General features: G+C 71.3%; 17 protein-coding genes. 10 read left to right on the forward strand and 7 right to left on the reverse strand.

Annotation, left to right across the window (positions count from 1 at the left end):
- Positions 1-30 precede the first annotated feature (30 nt).
- Positions 31-972: a type I pantothenate kinase gene (gene coaA, locus AF1_RS16430; RefSeq protein WP_084263005.1), complete on the reverse strand. Its 942-nt coding sequence runs from the start codon at positions 970-972 to the stop codon at positions 31-33.
- A gap of 123 nt (positions 973-1,095) precedes the next feature.
- Here coaA and glmS point away from each other — a divergent pair, with 123 nt between their 5' ends.
- Positions 1,096-2,940: a glutamine--fructose-6-phosphate transaminase (isomerizing) gene (glmS, locus tag AF1_RS16435; RefSeq protein ID WP_067799268.1), complete on the forward strand. Its 1,845-nt coding sequence runs from the start codon at positions 1,096-1,098 to the stop codon at positions 2,938-2,940.
- 282 nt (positions 2,941-3,222) lie between these two features.
- Here glmS and AF1_RS16440 read toward each other — a convergent pair whose 3' ends face one another.
- The 3 genes from AF1_RS16440 to AF1_RS16445 all read right to left on the reverse strand — a co-directional run bounded on the left by AF1_RS16440 (position 3,223) and on the right by AF1_RS16445 (position 4,811).
- The gene (locus AF1_RS16440; protein WP_067799271.1) at positions 3,223-3,429 is read right to left on the reverse strand and encodes a DUF397 domain-containing protein; all 207 of its coding nucleotides are present in this window, start codon (positions 3,427-3,429) and stop codon (positions 3,223-3,225) included.
- Between the two features lie 259 nt (positions 3,430-3,688).
- Positions 3,689-3,994, reverse strand: a complete 306-nt coding sequence (locus tag AF1_RS33365; protein ID WP_084263006.1) for a DUF397 domain-containing protein — start codon at positions 3,992-3,994, stop codon at positions 3,689-3,691.
- Positions 3,951-4,811 carry a helix-turn-helix domain-containing protein gene (locus AF1_RS16445; protein WP_067799274.1) on the reverse strand — a complete coding sequence of 287 codons (861 nt, stop codon included), beginning with the start codon at positions 4,809-4,811 and terminating at the stop codon, positions 3,951-3,953. The genes AF1_RS33365 and AF1_RS16445 overlap by 44 nt, the downstream gene beginning before the upstream one ends.
- Before the next feature lie 237 nt (positions 4,812-5,048).
- Between AF1_RS16445 and AF1_RS16450 the strand changes: the two genes are divergently transcribed.
- From AF1_RS16450 to tsaD, 8 genes are all read left to right on the forward strand, one after another.
- On the forward strand, positions 5,049-6,521 hold the full coding sequence (locus AF1_RS16450; RefSeq protein WP_067799275.1) for a bifunctional ADP-dependent NAD(P)H-hydrate dehydratase/NAD(P)H-hydrate epimerase: 1,473 nt from the start codon (positions 5,049-5,051) through the stop codon (positions 6,519-6,521).
- Positions 6,522-6,661: 140 nt separating this feature from the next.
- On the forward strand, positions 6,662-7,786 hold the full coding sequence (gene alr, locus AF1_RS16455; RefSeq protein ID WP_067799325.1) for an alanine racemase: 1,125 nt from the start codon (positions 6,662-6,664) through the stop codon (positions 7,784-7,786).
- Between the two features lie 11 nt (positions 7,787-7,797).
- Positions 7,798-8,889, forward strand: a complete 1,092-nt coding sequence (locus tag AF1_RS16460; RefSeq protein WP_067799276.1) for an alpha/beta fold hydrolase — start codon at positions 7,798-7,800, stop codon at positions 8,887-8,889.
- A 35-nt stretch (positions 8,890-8,924) separates the two neighbouring features.
- Positions 8,925-9,356: a tRNA (adenosine(37)-N6)-threonylcarbamoyltransferase complex ATPase subunit type 1 TsaE gene (gene tsaE, locus AF1_RS16465; protein ID WP_084263007.1), complete on the forward strand. Its 432-nt coding sequence runs from the start codon at positions 8,925-8,927 to the stop codon at positions 9,354-9,356.
- Positions 9,357-9,483: 127 nt separating this feature from the next.
- A complete protein-coding gene (locus tag AF1_RS16470; RefSeq protein ID WP_131732697.1) occupies positions 9,484-10,521 on the forward strand; it encodes a hypothetical protein in 1,038 nt (345 codons plus the stop codon).
- 32 nt (positions 10,522-10,553) lie between these two features.
- Positions 10,554-11,222 carry a tRNA (adenosine(37)-N6)-threonylcarbamoyltransferase complex dimerization subunit type 1 TsaB gene (tsaB, locus tag AF1_RS16475; protein ID WP_067799286.1) on the forward strand — a complete coding sequence of 223 codons (669 nt, stop codon included), beginning with the start codon at positions 10,554-10,556 and terminating at the stop codon, positions 11,220-11,222.
- Complete coding sequence (rimI, locus tag AF1_RS16480) at positions 11,219-11,713, forward strand: ribosomal protein S18-alanine N-acetyltransferase (protein WP_067799288.1); 495 nt, start codon at positions 11,219-11,221, stop codon at positions 11,711-11,713. Before tsaB ends, rimI begins: the two co-directional genes overlap by 4 nt.
- Entirely contained in the window at positions 11,710-12,744 is a 1,035-nt protein-coding gene (tsaD, locus tag AF1_RS16485; RefSeq protein ID WP_207394074.1) for a tRNA (adenosine(37)-N6)-threonylcarbamoyltransferase complex transferase subunit TsaD, read from the forward strand. The genes rimI and tsaD overlap by 4 nt, the downstream gene beginning before the upstream one ends.
- A 23-nt stretch (positions 12,745-12,767) precedes the next feature.
- Here the strand turns inward: tsaD and AF1_RS16490 are convergent, their stop codons facing one another.
- From AF1_RS16490 to AF1_RS16495, 3 genes are all read right to left on the reverse strand, one after another.
- Positions 12,768-13,703, reverse strand: a complete 936-nt coding sequence (locus AF1_RS16490; RefSeq protein ID WP_067799291.1) for an aminoglycoside phosphotransferase family protein — start codon at positions 13,701-13,703, stop codon at positions 12,768-12,770.
- The gene (locus AF1_RS34450; protein WP_131732698.1) at positions 13,691-14,221 is read right to left on the reverse strand and encodes a hypothetical protein; all 531 of its coding nucleotides are present in this window, start codon (positions 14,219-14,221) and stop codon (positions 13,691-13,693) included. Before AF1_RS34450 ends, AF1_RS16490 begins: the two co-directional genes overlap by 13 nt.
- Positions 14,222-14,440: 219 nt before the next feature.
- On the reverse strand, positions 14,441-15,670 hold the full coding sequence (locus AF1_RS16495) for a class I SAM-dependent methyltransferase (RefSeq protein WP_067799294.1): 1,230 nt from the start codon (positions 15,668-15,670) through the stop codon (positions 14,441-14,443).
- Between the two features lie 233 nt (positions 15,671-15,903).
- On the opposite strand from AF1_RS16495, the gene groES reads away from it, so the two are divergent.
- Positions 15,904-16,212, forward strand: a complete 309-nt coding sequence (gene groES / locus AF1_RS16500) for a co-chaperone GroES (protein WP_067799295.1) — start codon at positions 15,904-15,906, stop codon at positions 16,210-16,212.
- Positions 16,213-16,223 lie beyond the last annotated feature (11 nt).

The raw sequence follows: 16,223 nt of genomic DNA on the forward strand, positions 1-16,223 counted from the left end.
CAGGTCTGGCCGCGTCAGGTCTGGCCCCGGTCAGATCCGGCGGAGCCGGACGCGCTGGACGGCGTGGTCGCGGTCCTTGTGCAAGACGAGAGTGGCGCGCGCGCGTGTCGGCAGGATGTTGGACACGAGGTTGATCTCGTTGACGTCCCGCCACACGCGCTGCGCGAACGCGGCCGTCTCGTCCTCGTCCAGTTCGTGCGCGTACTTGTGGAAGTAGGAGCGCGGGTCGGTGAACGCCGTCCGGCGGAGTGCGAACAGCCGGTCGATGTACCACTGCCGGATGTCCTCGACCCGCGCATCCACATAGATGGAGAAGTCGAAGAAGTCGGACACGCCAAGGGCGCCGGGAGGCGGGGCCTGCAGCACGTTCAGCCCCTCGACGATGAGGATGTCCGGACGCCGGACGGTCTGCAGCGCGTCCGGCACGATGTCGTACTCCAGGTGGGAGTACACCGGAATCGCCGCCTCCGCGGCGCCCGCCTTGATCGCCGAGACGAAGCGGACGAGGGCGCGGCGGTCATAGGACTCGGGAAACCCCTTGCGGTCCATGATCCCGCGCTCGGACAGCACGGCGTTCGGGTACAGGAAGCTGTCGGTCGTCACGAGTTCGACGCTCGGATGCTCCGGCCAGCGCGCGAGCAGTGTCCGCAGCACCCGGGACGTGGTCGACTTGCCGACCGCGACGCTGCCCGCCACACCGATGATGAACGGGGTCGGCCGCACCTCGCCGCCGAGGAACCCGCTGACGGTGTCGCGGAGCCGTCCGTCCCCGAGGAAGAACAGGTTGAGCAGCCGGGACAGCGGCAGGTAGACCTCCTCGACCTCGGTGATGTCGATCGGGTCGCGCAGCCCGCGCAGCGCGTTCAGCTCGCCGGGGGTGAGCGGCAGCGGGGTGTTCGCGCGCAGGCCGCGCCAGGACTCGCGGGAGAGTTCCACATAGGGGCTCGGCATGCTGTCCCATCCGCTCGTCATGACTGAACACTATTCGCGCGGGTCGGCCCGTCACCGGGTTTTCACCGCCCGTTACACGCTAGCGCCGCCTGTTTCGCCGCCTGCGGGTAGGTCCAGGCCAGGACACCGAATAGAGTTGCCGCCATGTGCGGAATCGTTGGGTACGTGGGCGGCCGGCCGGCCCTTGACGTGGTCGTCGACGGGCTGGCGCGGCTGGAGTACCGCGGCTACGACTCGGCCGGGGTGGCCGTGCTGGCCGACGGGAAGCTGGCGACGGCGAAGCGCGCGGGCAAGCTCGTGAACCTCCGGGGCGCCCTGGAGGAGGAGCCGCCGCCCGCGGGGACGCTCGGCATGGGGCACACCAGGTGGGCGACGCACGGCCCGCCGAACGACCGGAACGCGCACCCGCACGTCGACTGCACCGGCTCCGTCGCGGTGATCCACAACGGGATCATCGAGAACTTCGCCGCGCTGCGCGCCGAACTGGAGGAGGGCGGGCACGGCCTGGCGTCCGACACCGACACCGAGGCCGTCGCGCACCTGCTGGAGAACGAGCTGAAGGCGGGCGGCGACCTCGCCGAGGCGATGCGCCGTGTCTGCCGCCGGCTGGAGGGCGCGTTCACGCTGGTCGCCGTGCACACCGGTGACCCCGACCTGGTCGTCGGGGCGCGCCGCAACTCGCCGCTCGTCGTCGGTGTGGGGGACGGCGAGAACTTCCTCGCCAGCGACGTCGCCGCGTTCATCGAGCACACCCGCGACGCGATCGAGCTGGGCCAGGACCAGGTCGTCGAGCTGCGCGCCGCCGGGGTGACGGTCACCGACTTCGACGGGCGCCCCGCCGAGGTGAAGGAGTACCACGTCGACTGGGACGTGTCGGCCGCGGAGAAGGGCGGCTACGACTACTTCATGCTCAAGGAGATCGCCGAGCAGCCGCGCGCGGTCGCCGACACCCTGCTCGGCCGGATCGGCGCCGACGGGCGGCTGCGCCTGGACGAGATGCGCATCTCCGACCAGGAGCTCCGCGAGGTCGACAAGATCATCATCGTGGCGTGCGGGACGTCCTACCACGCGGGCCTGATCGCCAAGTACGCGATCGAGCACTGGGCCGGGCTGCCCTGCGAGGTGGAGCTGGCCAGCGAGTTCCGCTACCGCGACCCGATCCTGTCCCCGGCGACGCTGGTCATCGCGATCTCCCAGTCGGGCGAGACGATGGACGCGCTGATGGCCGTCCGGCACGCCCGCGAGCAGAAGGCCAAGCTGCTCGGCATCTGCAACGTCAACGGGTCCACGCTGCCGCGCGAATGCGACGGCGTCCTCTACACCCACGCCGGGCCGGAGATCGCGGTCGCCTCCACCAAGGCGTTCCTCACCCAGCTCGTCGCCGTCTACCTCATCGCGCTCTACCTCGCGCAGGTGCGCGGCACCAAGTGGGGGGACGAGGTGTTCGCCATGGTGCAGCTCCTTGAGCGGATGCCGGAGAAGGTGGAGAAGGTCCTGGAGACCATGGAGCCGGTCCGCGAGCTGGCCCGGTCGCTGGCGGACGAGCACTGCGTGCTGTTCCTCGGCCGCCACGTCGGCTTCCCGGTCGCGCTGGAGGGCGCGCTCAAGCTCAAGGAGCTCGCCTACATGCACGCCGAGGGCTTCGCCGCCGGTGAGCTCAAGCACGGCCCGATCGCGCTCATCGAGGACGACCTGCCGGTCGTGGTGGTCGTGCCGCCGCGGGCGCGGGCCGTCCTGCACGACAAGATCGTGTCGAACATCCAGGAGATCCGCGCCCGCGGTGCCCGGACGATCGTCATCGCCGAGGAGGGCGACGAGTCGGTCGAACCGTACGCGGACACGCTGATCAGCGTGCCGGCCGTCCCGACGCTGCTGCAGCCGCTCGTCACGACCGTCCCGCTGCAGGTGTTCGCATGCGAGCTGGCCACCGCGAAGGGCCACGACGTCGACCAGCCGCGCAACCTCGCCAAGTCCGTCACGGTCGAATAGTCCGGAACCGTCCGCCCCACCGGGCCGCGTCCGGCGAAAGACCGGGACCGGCCCGGGTGGGGTGACGGGGGCAGGACATGGCGACCTCGGGGTCGAGGCCCGCGGTGTGCCGCGCCCGTCTGCGGACGCCTCTTCACCGTGTGCCAAGAGGCGCCCGCATCGCCTGAGGGGAATTTCCCTAATGCGGGTAACGGTCAGATAACCCGCGACCAAAACGCAATTCTCGGGCCGTGTGAGAATCTCAGGCGGGTGTAATTTGCAGCGTCACTTTCAGCGTCACTTTCAGCGGCTGTCGAAATGCCCCTCCTTGACGTCCTCGGTGAACGCTCGCCATTCGCCGAGGCCGAACGCGAGGCGTGCGGAGGTGTCCTCGGTGTCTCGCACGGATATGACGCTCTCGTCGAGTCTGGCCACCTCGACGCAGCCGTTGCTGGCGCCGCATCGGGTGCTCTTCCTCCACTGGGCGGGCGGTGTCCCATGGAAACTCATTCAGGCTCCCTGCATCGAAAGTTGCCTTGCCCGCGGCCGCGCTGGCGGTGCATCAAGCACACGGTAACAAGATCGCAAAAAACGCCTGATCACGAACGGGTGACGCGGTACCCGTGTGACAGGCGTGTCGAGGTAGGTGCGGAGTGTCCGGTGGGGTGGCGACGAGCCGGGTCTGACGGTGGACCCGGCCCGTTCGGCGTGGCGCCCGCCCTGGCCCTCGTGAGGCGGCGGCGGGGCTCAACGGCGTGTCAGCGCCGTGTCATCGGCCCAAATCGAATTCGCCGTTCTTGGCGCGTTCGAGGAAGTCCCGCCACTCTCCCGGAGAGAACGACAGGACCGGGCTCTGCGTTCCGTGCTTGGCATCCCGCGCCCCAACGGAATGGGGCGAACCGGCCAGTGTGGCGATTTCGACGCATGTGTTGCTCGCCCCGCAGTGGGCGCTTCTCCTCCAGTGTGGAGCAGGAGTGGCGAAAGGGGACACTCGGTGCCTTTCACAAGGATTAAGCCACTTGGCGGACCCGTCACCAGGCGTTTTTGGCCGCGACGATGCGGCGCCGGGATTCATCGGCGTCCAGCGCCTGGCCGGCCAGGCTCGAATAGGCGAGCCTGTACATATAGGTAACGGACTCGTCCGCAAGGTGGCTGATCGTCAGGGATTCCACGTGCACGATATCAGGGAAAAGGATGTCGTGCACCGATGAGAATTCCAGAAGTATAAAGGATTCGGCCAACACCGAGTGTGCGATCCCCAAGGGCAGGATCTGCACGGTCACGTGCGGCAGCTCGGTCATCCGGTACAGATGTTCGAGTTGCTCGCGCATCACCTTCCGGTCACCGATCCGGCGCTGCAGAACCGCCTCGTCCAGAACCGCCGACAGTTCGACCGGATGCGGCCCGTCCAGCAGCTCGCGGCGGCGCATTCGCACGTCCAGCCGGCGCTCCAGTTCCTGCGGCGGCAGGGTGGCGAGGTCGCTCCAGCCGCCGATCACATGCCGCGCGTAGTCCTCCGTCTGCAGCAGGCCGGGAAAGACCGTGCTGCCCCATTCCCTGATCGCGCTGGCCTCGGATTCGAGCGCGATGAAGTTCGCGAGCGGGCTCGGCAGGTCGCGGTACTCCTCCCACCATCCGCGCTGCGCGGCGTCGTGCGCCAGGGCGATGAGGTCCTCGTGCCGGGCGCCGTCGATCTCGTACAGCTCCAGCAGCCGCCGCACGTCGCTGATCTTCGCTCCGGTCCGGGCGTTCTCGATCCGGCTGACCTTGGCGGTGGACCAGGTGAGCCGCTCGGCGACCTCGTCCCCGGTGAGACCCCGGCGTTCGCGCAGCCTCCGGAGCTCGGCGGCCAGCCGCCGCTGCCGGACGGAGGGACCTCGGGAAGTGCTCATTGCTGGGGCCTCTCCAGTCCCGGCGGACTGATCTGGGCGCATTCTGCCGCACCTCGGTGCCGCAGTGCGAATACATCGGAGCGGATGAGGAAGATTCTACGACCCATGATTCTTTTGCGCACGTGACACTGAAATTTGCGGCGTAAGTTGCAAATAACCTGCACGGACGCCGCACGAAGGGTTGCCGAACGCGTTCCCGTGGCACCCTAGGGGTGTGATCGACTGGGGGAGTCGCGGATGAGGTACGCGCACGAGGTCGGCAAGGTGCGGACGGCCGAGCGGGCCCTGATGGCCCGGCTCCCCGAGGGCACCCTCATGCAGCGCGCCGCCGCCGGCCTCGCGTCGGTCTGCGCCCGCGTCCTGCCCGCCGTGTACGGGTCCCGCGTCGTCCTCCTGATCGGCGGCGGTGACAACGGCGGCGACGCCCTCTACGCCGGGGCCGGGCTCGCCCGGCGCGGTGCCCGCGTCCAGGCCGTCCAGGCCGGCACCACGATCCACGAGGCCGGGCTGGCGGCGCTGCGGGCCGCGGGCGGGCGGCTCCTGGACGGCGGCGAGGAGCCCGCCATCGCCGCCGCCGACCTCATCATCGACGGCCTCACCGGCATCGGCGGGACGGGCGGTCTCCGCGAACCGCACGCCCGGTACGCCGCGCTGGCCTCCCGGTCCAGCGGAATCGTCGTCGCCTGCGACGTGCCGAGCGGCGTGGACGCGAGCACCGGCCGCGTCGAGGGCACCGCCGTCCACGCCGACGTCACCGTCACGTTCGGGACGCACAAGCCGGGCCTTCTCATCGATCCCGGAGCGTCCTACTGCGGAGTGGTCGAACTGGTCGACATCGGACTGGGCGCCGACCTGCCCGACCCGGACGTCGTCGCGGCCCTCCCGGCGGACGTCCAGCCGCCCGAGCCCGGCGCCGAGTCCGACAAGTACCGCCGGGGCGTCGTCGGCATCCTCGCGGGCGGCGACGCGTTCACCGGCGCGGCCGTGCTGTGCACCGGCGGCGCCGTCCACGGTGGTGCCGGGATGGTCCGCTTCGCCTCGGTCGCGCGCCCGGTGGAGCTCGTCCGGCACCGCTGGCCCGAGGCCGTGACCACGGTGATCGAGCCGGGCCGCCACAACGGCAAGGTCCTGGAGCGCATCGGACGCGTCCAGACCTGGGTCGTCGGCCCCGGCCTCGGCACCGGCGACGCCGCCGAGTCGCTGCTGGAGGCCGCCCTCACCACCGACCTGCCCGTGCTGGTGGACGCCGACGGCCTCACCGTCCTGTCCCACCGCCGCGACCTGCTGCGCCGCGCCGCCCCGACCGTCCTCACCCCGCACGCCGGTGAACTGTCCCGTCTCATCGCCGCGGACCGCGAGGACATCGAGGCCGCCCGCCTCGACCATGTGCGCCGCGCCGCCGCCGAACTGTCCGCCACCGTCCTGCTCAAGGGCTCGACGACCCTGGTCGCGGAGGCGGACCGCCCCGTCCGCGTGAACCCGACCGGCACTCCCCGCCTGGCGACGGCCGGCACCGGCGACGTCCTGTCCGGCCTGATCGGCGCCCTGCTGGCCGGCGGCCTGCCGGCCCTGGAGGCGGCCGCGTCCGGCGCCTACCTGCACGGCCTGGCCGCCCGCCTGGCCGCCGCCCCGGCCCCGGGCCCCGAAGCCCCGATCAGCGCCTGCGACGTGATCGACGCCCTCCCCGCCGCCTTCCGCGGCGTCGCCTGACCGGCGGCGAACTCCGGGGCGGGCCCACGCGTCCTACCGGGTGTGGAGGGCTGACGGAGCGCTCACTGGACGGCGGCCTCCCGGGCCTGACCTGGCGATAATGCCCGGGCATTGCCGCCGGGACGGCACACTGGGTGACCATGAAGGTTCCTGCGGAGGCGCGCGTCGATCTCGGCGCCATCGGCGCCAACATCGGACTGCTGCGCGAGCGCGCCCGGGGCGCCGAGGTCATGGCCATGGTGAAGGCCGAGGCGTACGGGCACGGGCTGGTCGAGGCGGCGCGGGCCGCGCTCGCCGGGGGCGCGGCATGGCTCGGGGTCGCGAAACTGGCCGAGGCACTGCGGCTGCGGGAGGCGGGTCTCACCGCCCGGACGCTGACGTGCATCGGTGTGCCCGGCGAGCCGTACGAGGAGGCCGTCGCCCGCGACATCGACCTGACCGTGGGGGCGGTGTGGCTGCTGGACGAGATCGTCCGGGCGGCGGAGCGGGCGGGACGCCGGGCGCGCGTCCACCTCAAGGCGGACACGGGCATGTCCCGGGGCGGCGTGAGCGGCGGGGACTGGGAGGCGCTGGTCGACGCGGCGCTGAAGGCGGAGGCCGCCGGCCACGTGCGGGTCGTCGGGGTCATGTCGCACTTCGCCTGCGCGGACGAGCCGGGCCACCCGTCGATCGCCGCGCAGCTCGAAGCGTTCACCGCGATGGTGGCGTACGCGGAGCGCGCGGGAGCGCGGTTCGAGGTCCGGCACATCGCGAACTCGGCCGCCGCGCTGACGCTTCCGGAGGCCCGGTTCGACCTCGTCCGCCCGGGGATCGCGACGTACGGGCTGACACCGGTCCCGGCGCTCGGGACGTTCGGGCTGCGGCCCGCGATGACGCTGGTGGCGGACACCGCGCTGGTCAAGCGGGTCCCAGCAGGTCGTGGAGTGTCGTACGGTCACACGTACACCACTCCGCGGGAGACCAATCTGGCTGTGGTGCCCGTGGGGTACGGCGACGGAATCCCCAGGCACGGGTCCAACCTCCTGGAGGTCCTCGCGGGTGGCCGCCGCAGGACGATCGCCGGACGGGTCTGCATGGACCAGTTCGTCATCGACCTCGGCGACGACCGGCTGTCGGCGGGTGAGGAGATCATCCTGTTCGGGCCGGGCGACCAGGGCGAGCCGACCGCGCAGGAGTGGGCGGACGCGCTGGGAACGATCTCCTACGAGATCGTCACCCGCATCGGGTCCCGGGTGCCGAGGGCGTATCCGGGACGGGCGCTGTAGGGGGCGCGTGCATGGACAGCAAGAGCAAGCGCAGGATCGGCGTCCTCGGCGCCGTCGCGGGCATCGGCGCCGCGGGCGTGGGCGCGGCCGTCGGGCTGCGGCACTTCGCCGTCGGCCGGGTGCGGCTGCAGCCCGACCCGGACGCCGGCGAGCCGTTCGGCGAACTGCGCGGGCGGGAGCTGACCGTCGAGGCCGACGATGGCGTCCCGCTGCACGTGGAGGTGGACGGTCCCGACGACGCCGGACTCACCCTGGTGTTCTGCCACGGCTACACCCTCAACCAGGACTCGTGGCACTATCAGCGCCGCGACCTGCGGGGGCTGCGGATGGTGTTCTGGGACCAGCGCAGCCACGGCCGGTCGGGGCGCAGCCGGCCGGCGCACGCGACGATCGACCAGACCGGCGACGACCTGTACGCCGTGCTGGGGGCGACCGTGCGCCCGGACGAGCCCGTCATCCTCGTCGGGCACTCCATGGGCGGGATGACGATCATGGCGCTGGCCGAGCGGCATCCCGAGCTGTTCGACCGGCAGGTCGCCGGGGTCGCGCTGGTCAACACCTCCTGCGGTGATCTGGCGGAGATGACGCTGGGGCTGCCGCTGGTGCTGGCGAAGGCCGTCCGGCCGCTGGCGCCCGGGACGCTGCGCGGCCTCGGCCGCCGCCCTGGCCTCGTGGACAAGGCGCGCGGCCTCGGCGCCGACCTCGCGTTCGTCATCACCCGGAAGATGGCGTTCGCCGACAAGTACGTCAGCCCGTCCGTCGTCGACTTCCTGGAGCAGATGATCAGGGCGACGCCGATCGACGTGATCGCGGAGTTCTACCCGGAGCTGATGGGCCACGACAAGAGCGGCTCCCTCGGCGTCCTCGGCAGGGTGCCGGTCCTGGTGCTGGCCGGGGGGCGGGACCGGCTCACCCCGGCCGGGCACTCGCGCCGCATCGCGGAGGTGCTGGCGGACGCGGAGCTGGTAGAGGTGGAAGTGGCCGGGCATGTGCTGCCGCTGGAGTGTCCGGGGGTGGTGACCGGCGGGCTGCGCCGGCTGGTCGAGCGCGTCCGGTCCGAGTACGGCGGGTCCGAGTACGACGAGGAGGAGCGCACCGCGTGAACGCGATCACCGTCACCGTCCCGACCGCGGCGGACATGCACGAGCTGGGCGTGCGCCTTGCCGGGCTGGTCCGCGCGGGCGACCTGCTGGTGATGACGGGTGACCTGGGTGCGGGCAAGACGACGCTCACCCAGGGCATCGGCGAGGGCCTGAAGGTGCGGGGCCCGATCACCTCGCCGACGTTCGTCATCGCGCGGGTGCATCCGTCGCTCGCGGGCGGGCCGCCGCTGGTGCACGTCGACGCTTACCGGCTGGGGGGTTTCGCGGAACTGGACGATCTCGATCTCGACGCGTCGGTCGCGGAATCGGTGACGGTCGTGGAATGGGGAGAAGGGCTCGCCGAGGGCCTTGCCGAAGATCGTCTGGAAGTGATCATTTCACGCGGAGCCGGGTCCGGCGAGGAGCGCGAAGTAAGGATCGTCGGGGTCGGTCATCGCTGGTCTGACCTGGAACTCGACGCCGGATGACAGGTGTCCGGCAACTTCTGCGTTTTTCGCCGGGCGGGTTGAGCCACTTTACGGTTGCGTGTCGTACTCTTTGCCGGAACGAACCCCACTACGCGACATATCGTTTTCCTCAGCAGGAGTGGAACCGGTGAGTGGTAGCGATCGCAGCGGCAGTGACCGCGACAGCTACCGCGGCTTGGGCGGTGGCCAGGGGCAAGGCGGCGGTTACCGGCCGGACGGCGGTGGATACGGCACGCCCTATCAGGAGGAGAGTGGCCCCTACCGGCGCGAGGCCGACCCGTACCAGCGGGACAGCGGTCCGTATCAGCGGGAGACCGGCCCGTACCAGACCGGTAGCGGCGATTACCGGTCCGGCTCCGGCGGATATCGCACCGACACCGGCGGCCATCGGACCGGCACCGGCGGCTACCGCGCGGACGGCGGCTACCCGCGCGGCAGCGGCGGATCCCGCACCGGCAGCCACCGGGTCGCGCGCAGGCGCCGCGGCGGACGGCACTGGGCCGCGATCCTCGCGGGGGCCGGCGCGGGCGTCGGCGTCTGCGTCCTCGCCGTGTTCCTCGTGCTGAGCGGCGCCGGCGCGGACAAGGAGAAGGACGGCGGCCAGATCGTCGGCAGCGGCGCCACCGAGAACTCCCCGGCGGCCAAGGGCGAGCGCACCCTCGTTCCCGACTCCTGCACGATCGTCGGGCAGGGCCTCATCGACAGGCTCGCCCCCGGCTCAGAGCGCACCCAGGCCGACAACTACCAGGGCAACGACCAGCAGAACCAGTGTGTGTGGGGCGCCTACACGGGCGACAACAAGCGCCAGCTCACCATCGAGTTGCGCACGATCGCCGGGAGCGGCGGCCAGACGCCCACGGGCACCGCCGTCAAGACGTTCATGGCCGAGCGCGCCGCGGACGAGTCCGGCAAGGCACTGCTGAGCGGCCAGAAGCTCACCGAGAAGATCCGCCTGACGGGCGTCGGCGACGACGGCTACATCGTCTACAGCGTCGACGACAAGCAGGGAGCGGGCGAGGCCGTCGGCAACGTCCGGCTGGTGAACGTCCTCATCACGATTCACTACTCGGGCTCCAACTCCGGCGACCCGCTGTCGTCGAAGGCCGCCACCGGTGGCGCCACCGAGGTCGCCAAGGCCGTGGTGGAGGCCCTCAACCAGGGCTGAGCCATTCCCGCCGACCGGTAGGCTTACAATCCGTGCTGGTCTTGGCTTTCGACACCGCAACCGCCGCGATCACCGTGGCGCTGTACGAGTGGACTCCGGGCGAGGGTGCCGTGCCGCGCGGTGTGGCCGAGGCCGTCGACCGGCGCAGGCACACCGAACTGCTCACCCCCTCCATCGCGGCGGTGATGGCGGAGGCCGGGGCGGCGCCGGACGACCTGAGCGCCATCGCCGTCGGTGTCGGGCCTGGACCGTACACGGGTCTGCGTGTCGGCCTGGTCAGCGCCCGCGCCATGGGCGAGGCCCTGACCATCCCCGTGCACGGTGTCTGCACGCTGGACGTCATCGCCTGGGCCACCGGGCGTGCGGAGCCGTTCGTCGTCGCCACCGACGCCCGCCGCAAGGAGGTCTACTGGGCGCGGTACGACTCGTTTCGCACGCGCGTCACCGGCCCGGCCGTGGGCCCGCCGTCGGACGTCCCGGAAGGGCTCCCCGTCGTCGGCGAGGGGGCGGCCCTGTACCCGGAGATCCTCGGCGATTCCTGCCACGACCCCCTGCTCCCCACCGCCAGTGCCCTCGCGGAACTGACCGTCGCCCGCCTCGCGGGCCTCAAGGGACCCGGCCTCCTCCCCCCGGAACCGCTCTACCTGCGCAGACCGGACGCGAGGGAGCCCGGCCCCCGCAAGAAGGTGACTCCCGCATGACCGGCGTCGTCCTGCGGCCCATGACCGGCGCGGACCTGCCCGCCGTCCACCGCCTGGAGCGGCTGCTGTTCCCCGAGGACGCCTGGAGCGAGGAGATGCTCCGCGGCGAGCTCGCCGACCAGCCCCGCACCCGCCACTACGTCGTCGCGGAGGGCCCCGGCGGCGAGATCGTCGGCTACGCGGGCCTCGCCGCGGCCGGAGGGCAGGCCGACGTGCAGACCATCGGGGTGCGCGCCGACCACCGCAAGAACGGCATCGGCGCCGCGCTGCTCACCGAACTGCTGGACGAGGCCGTACGCCGGGGCAGCGAGGCGGTGTTCCTGGAGGTCCGCGCCGACAACGACGCGGCCCGCCGCCTCTACGAGCGGTTCGGCTTCGCCAGGGTGGGTCTCCGCAAGCGCTACTACCAGCCCTCGAACGTGGACGCGATCGTCATGAGCCGCCGGTTCACGCCGCGTCCGCCCATGGGTTTCAACAGGGAGAACACGTGATTCGGGACGAGCCGCTGGTGCTCGGGATTGAGACCTCGTGCGACGAGACCGGGGTCGGGATCGTGCGGGGGCACACCCTGCTCGCGGACGCCATCGCCTCCAGCGTCGACCAGCACGCCCGGTTCGGCGGCGTCGTGCCGGAGGTCGCGTCCCGCGCGCACCTGGAGGCGATGGCGCCGACCGTGGAACGCGCGCTGGCGGACGCCGGCGTGAGGTTCGCCGACGTGGACGCGTTCGCGGTCACCGCCGGCCCCGGCCTGCCGGGCGCCCTCATGGTCGGCGTCGCCGCCGCCAAGGCGTACGCGCTGTCGCTGGGCAAGCCGCTGTACGGCGTCAACCACCTGGCCGCGCACGTGTGCGTCGACCAGCTCGAACACGGCCCGCTGCCCAAGCCGTGCGTCGCGCTCCTGGTGTCGGGCGGCCACTCCTCGATCCTCCTCGTCCCGGACGTGGCGGCCGATGTCCGCTCGCTCGGCAGCACGGTGGACGACGCGGCGGGTGAGGCGTTCGACAAGGTCGCCCGCGTCCTCGACCTCGGCTTCCCGGGCGGCCCGGTCATCGACCGCATGGCCCGCGAGGGCGACCCGGCCGCGATCGCGTTCCCGCGCGGCAAGTACAAGGACGGCACCTACGACTTCTCGTTCTCCGGCCTGAAAACGGCCGTGGCCCGCTGGGTCGAGGCCAAGGAGCGCGCCGGCGAGCCCGTTCCGGTCGCCGACGTCGCCGCGTCCTTCCAGGAGGCGGTCGTGGACGTCCTCACGCAGAAGGCACTGAAGGTCTGCAAGGACAACGGCGTCCACGACCTCCTGATCGGCGGCGGCGTGGCCGCCAATTCCCGCCTGCGCGCCCTGGCGGCCGAACGCTGCGAAGCGGCCGGCGTCCGCCTCCGCGTCCCCCGCCCCAAACTGTGCACCGACAACGGCGCGATGGTGGCCGCCCTGGGGTCCGAACTGGTCGCCACCGGCAGAGCGCCCTCGGCCCTGGACCTGCCGGCCGACTCCAGCCTCCCCATAGAGTCCATCACCCTCTGACCCTGCACCCTCTGGCTTCGGGGTCAGCAGTCGGCCAGGAGCCTGCTCAGGTAGTCCTCGTAGAGGGGGACTGCCGCCTCGTCCAAGGGGCGGTCGTCGGTTTCGGGGAGCAGGTCCAGGAGGCAGCGGACGTCCCAGTAGGGGTCGTGGAGGTGGCCGCCGGAGACCTGGTCGAAGGCGGACAGGAAGCGGTCGGCGACGGACGGGCCGTAGCGGAGGGCCAGGCCGCGGCGCATGCGGGCGATGTCGACGGCGGCGGGGCCGGACGAGGCGTCCGACCAGTCGACGACGCCGGTGAGCCTGCCGTAGGACCACAGGGTGTTGTCGGTGTGGTAGTCGCGGTGGATGAAGCGGGCGGGCGCCTCGGGGGCGGGCCGGGCGGCGACCTCGAAGGCGCGTTCCCACAGGGCGGGGCGGAGCGCGTGCTCGGGCGGGCGGCGCACGTCGAGCCGGTTGTGCGGGACGTACGGCGGCATCGTGGCCGCGCCGTTCAGCGCGTGCACCGGCAGCAGCGCGGCGGCCCACTGGATGAGGTATTCGGGCAGGTCGTCGGGGGACGGGCGGGGCGGGTGGCCGCCGAGCCGGGTGACGAGCAGGGCGGGGACGTCACAGTAGGCGCCCGCGGGGTCGGCGGCGACGAGCTGCGGGGTGGGGATCTCGCAGCCGGCGAGGAGGGCGAGCGCGGCGATCTCGCGTTCGGGGGAGAAACCGGCGTCGCCGGGGGAGCGGCGTGCCGGGTCGCGGGCCGTCCAGCGGCGCAGGACGAGACGGTGGGCGCTGCCGGAGCCGCTCTCCACGAGGAGGGCGTGGTTGGTGTGCGCCGTGCCGCCTGCGAGGGGCCGCACCATGCGGACTTCGGCGCCCTTGCCGAGGCAGTTCTCGACCCAGCGCAAAGTGGTGGGGCCGGGTGGGGCGCCGGTCGGCAGGCAGGGGGCCGGTGTGTGAGTCACCTGATCCATGAAAACGGATTCCGAAGGGTGTTGGGAGTGATTTTCCGAGGACGTATCGTGACAAACTGCACGTCATCGGGATGGTTGGTCGGTGCGGCTTCGGTCGTCGCGGCGGTTGACCGGACAAATGCCACGGATTCCGTTGGGCATCCGAGTGGACCGGGCGGGGCCCGCATCGGACGCCGCGCGGTTCGGGTCAGCGGGCGGTGCGGCTCGGCGATCTCCGGCGTGCCGGGGAGCCGGCCGATCCGCTCGGACATCTCGCCGAGATCGGTCGATCCCCGGTCCACGGGAAGTTGTGCCTCGTTTCCACCCAATGCTCCTTCGTGTGCCGGCGCGACGAAATGATGCACGGCAGATGAATCGCTGAGATGGCCACTGTAGTGCGCACACGGAGCGCCGCTGAAAACGAGGGGCAGAGAAGAATGTGAGTTCTGTGGAATGTGCCTCTTATCCGGCTGGGGTGAATAGAGAGAAACGGCCGGGTACAGGTTGTTCTCCCGCTTCGCGGCCATCGGGGTGATCATGGTGACGGGGTGGTGCGGACGGTGGGGGACGTGTCCGCGCATCACGCCCGAAATCAGCGGCTCCCGAACCGGTGGCGAATACGGGTGGCCGGCACGCGTCGGCCGGGCCGTGGCGCCGTGCGTCGCTTTCGGACGGCATTCCGATGAACCCGCCTTGGTGTTTTCGGCCGGGCGTAAGATCTTCGGAAAGGGTCAGGACCGGCCGCGGTGCCGGGCGGGTCACCGGCCCGGGACCGGACGGGTGAGGAGCGCGACCGGGTCGCGTCCGACACGGGTCACGACCAGGGTGAGCTCCTGCGCGCCCCGGCCCGCCTTGCGTCCGCCGAAGCCGAGGTCGCGGCGCAGCCGGTCGACGTCCACGGCCGAGCCGCGCTTCTTGACGGTCAGCACGCCGATCCCGCGGCGCCGCAGCTCCGCGCGCAGGCGCTTCACGGAGAACGGCATCACGTCCTCGACCTCGTAGGCGGTCGCGAATGGTGTCGGACGCAGCCGGTCGGACGTGATGTAGGCGATGTGCGAGTCCGCTAGCCCGCCGTCCACCAACTGGGCGACCTCACCCACCAGATGGGCGCGGATCACCGCTCCATCGGGCTCGTACAGGTAACGCCCCCACGCGCGCACATCCGGGTCGTCCAAGCCCTGCGGGGTCAGCGTCGAGACCTCCGGGTCGATGTCGGACGAGAGCAGGGTGGCCCGGCGCTCCACGTCCCCTGCGAGCCCACCCAGCCAGAGGGCCGCCTCCTTAACGTCACCGTGGACCGAGATCCACTCGGCCTCCGCGCTGTCCGGCACGGCCTCATGCGGAATGCCCGGCGCCACCTTCACGCACGCCGCAGGCACCTTCGCGGCCATGTCCAGGACGGCATCAAGCGGCGGCTCGTAGGAGCGGGGATCGAAGACCCTGCCCCGGGCAGTACGGCGTCCAGGGTCGGCGAACAGCGCGTCGAACTCGTCCAGGGCGGCCCCGTCCAAAGAGACCTTGGTCGCGTCCCCCACGCGCACAGGGGCGTCCAGTCCGAAAACGGCCACGTTCGCCCGCGCCACCTCAGCCGTCAGCGGGTCGAGTTCCACACCCTCCCCGGCAAGGCCCGCGCGCCCGCGTGCGAGGAGATCCGCTCCTATCCCGCATCCCAGTTCCAGCACACGCGCGCCGTCCAGGCGAGCAGCGAACCGCCGGGCACGATGCGCCGCCACACTCGCCCGGGTCGCCTGCTCAAGCCCCGCCTGCGTGAAGTACATGCGGCCGGCGTCCGCGCCGAACTTGGCCCGCGCCCGCTCCCGCAACCGCACCTGCGTGAGCGCCGCCGCGACGAGCGCGGGATCGTGCCGTTCGCGCAGCCGCGTCGCCGTGCCGAGCAGACCGTCCTCGCTCAGGTCCGCGGCGGACGCCTCGCTGAGGACCGCCTGGCCGGAGGGGGCGAGCAGAGCCCGGAACGACGCGATGTCCACAAAGAGAAGTTAGCCGCCGGTGAACACCGCCGGGCTCCTCCGTGTCCGTGTTGACGGGCTCCCGGGCACGGAATAGTCTCCATGACTGGCACTCTCGTACTGAGAGTGCCAACAAGCGACAAGGTCGGTCTGGCACCCGCGACGACAGGCCGGTCCAGGGTCGCCTCTTCTGCCACATGTGCTGGCCGGTCATCCATGGCCGGCCGAGGACCAATCGAAGGGGAGGTCAGATCGTGACGACCGCCACCAAGGTTGCTCTCAAGCCGCTTGAGGACCGCATCGTCGTCCAGCCGCTTGAGGCCGAGACCACCACCGCGTCGGGTCTGGTGATTCCGGACACGGCCAAGGAGAAGCCCCAGGAGGGCACCGTCCTTGCCGTTGGCCCGGGTCGTGTCGACGACAAGGGCGAGCGTATCCCGGTCGACGTGAAGGTCGGCGAGGTCGTGCTTTACAGCAAGTACGGCGGCACCGAGGTCAAGTACAACAACGAGGAGTACCTCGTTCTCTCCGCCCGCGACGTGCTCGCGGTCATCGAGAAGTAATCACCGAGAAC

The organism is Actinomadura formosensis NBRC 14204 (assembly GCF_001552155.1).
Lineage (GTDB): Bacteria > Actinomycetota > Actinomycetes > Streptosporangiales > Streptosporangiaceae > Spirillospora > Spirillospora formosensis.

Bases quoted from the DNA above. Each gene is read 5' to 3' on its own strand.
- AF1_RS16460 (WP_067799276.1), top strand. From the start codon at position 7,798: ATGGACAGCAAGAGCAAGCGCAGGATCGGCGTCCTCGGCGCCGTCGCG.
- alr (WP_067799325.1), top strand. From the start codon at position 6,662: ATGAAGGTTCCTGCGGAGGCGCGCGTCGATCTCGGCGCCATCGGCGCC.
- AF1_RS16490 (WP_067799291.1), bottom strand. From the start codon at position 13,703: ATGGATCAGGTGACTCACACACCGGCCCCCTGCCTGCCGACCGGCGCC.
- AF1_RS34450 (WP_131732698.1), bottom strand. From the start codon at position 14,221: ATGATCACCCCGATGGCCGCGAAGCGGGAGAACAACCTGTACCCGGCC.
- coaA (WP_084263005.1), bottom strand. From the start codon at position 972: ATGACGAGCGGATGGGACAGCATGCCGAGCCCCTATGTGGAACTCTCC.
- glmS (WP_067799268.1), top strand. From the start codon at position 1,096: ATGTGCGGAATCGTTGGGTACGTGGGCGGCCGGCCGGCCCTTGACGTG.
- rimI (WP_067799288.1), top strand. From the start codon at position 11,219: ATGACCGGCGTCGTCCTGCGGCCCATGACCGGCGCGGACCTGCCCGCC.
- tsaE (WP_084263007.1), top strand. From the start codon at position 8,925: ATGCACGAGCTGGGCGTGCGCCTTGCCGGGCTGGTCCGCGCGGGCGAC.
- AF1_RS16445 (WP_067799274.1), bottom strand. From the start codon at position 4,811: ATGAGCACTTCCCGAGGTCCCTCCGTCCGGCAGCGGCGGCTGGCCGCC.
- AF1_RS16440 (WP_067799271.1), bottom strand. From the start codon at position 3,429: ATGAGTTTCCATGGGACACCGCCCGCCCAGTGGAGGAAGAGCACCCGA.
- AF1_RS16450 (WP_067799275.1), top strand. From the start codon at position 5,049: ATGAGGTACGCGCACGAGGTCGGCAAGGTGCGGACGGCCGAGCGGGCC.
- AF1_RS33365 (WP_084263006.1), bottom strand. From the start codon at position 3,994: ATGAATCCCGGCGCCGCATCGTCGCGGCCAAAAACGCCTGGTGACGGG.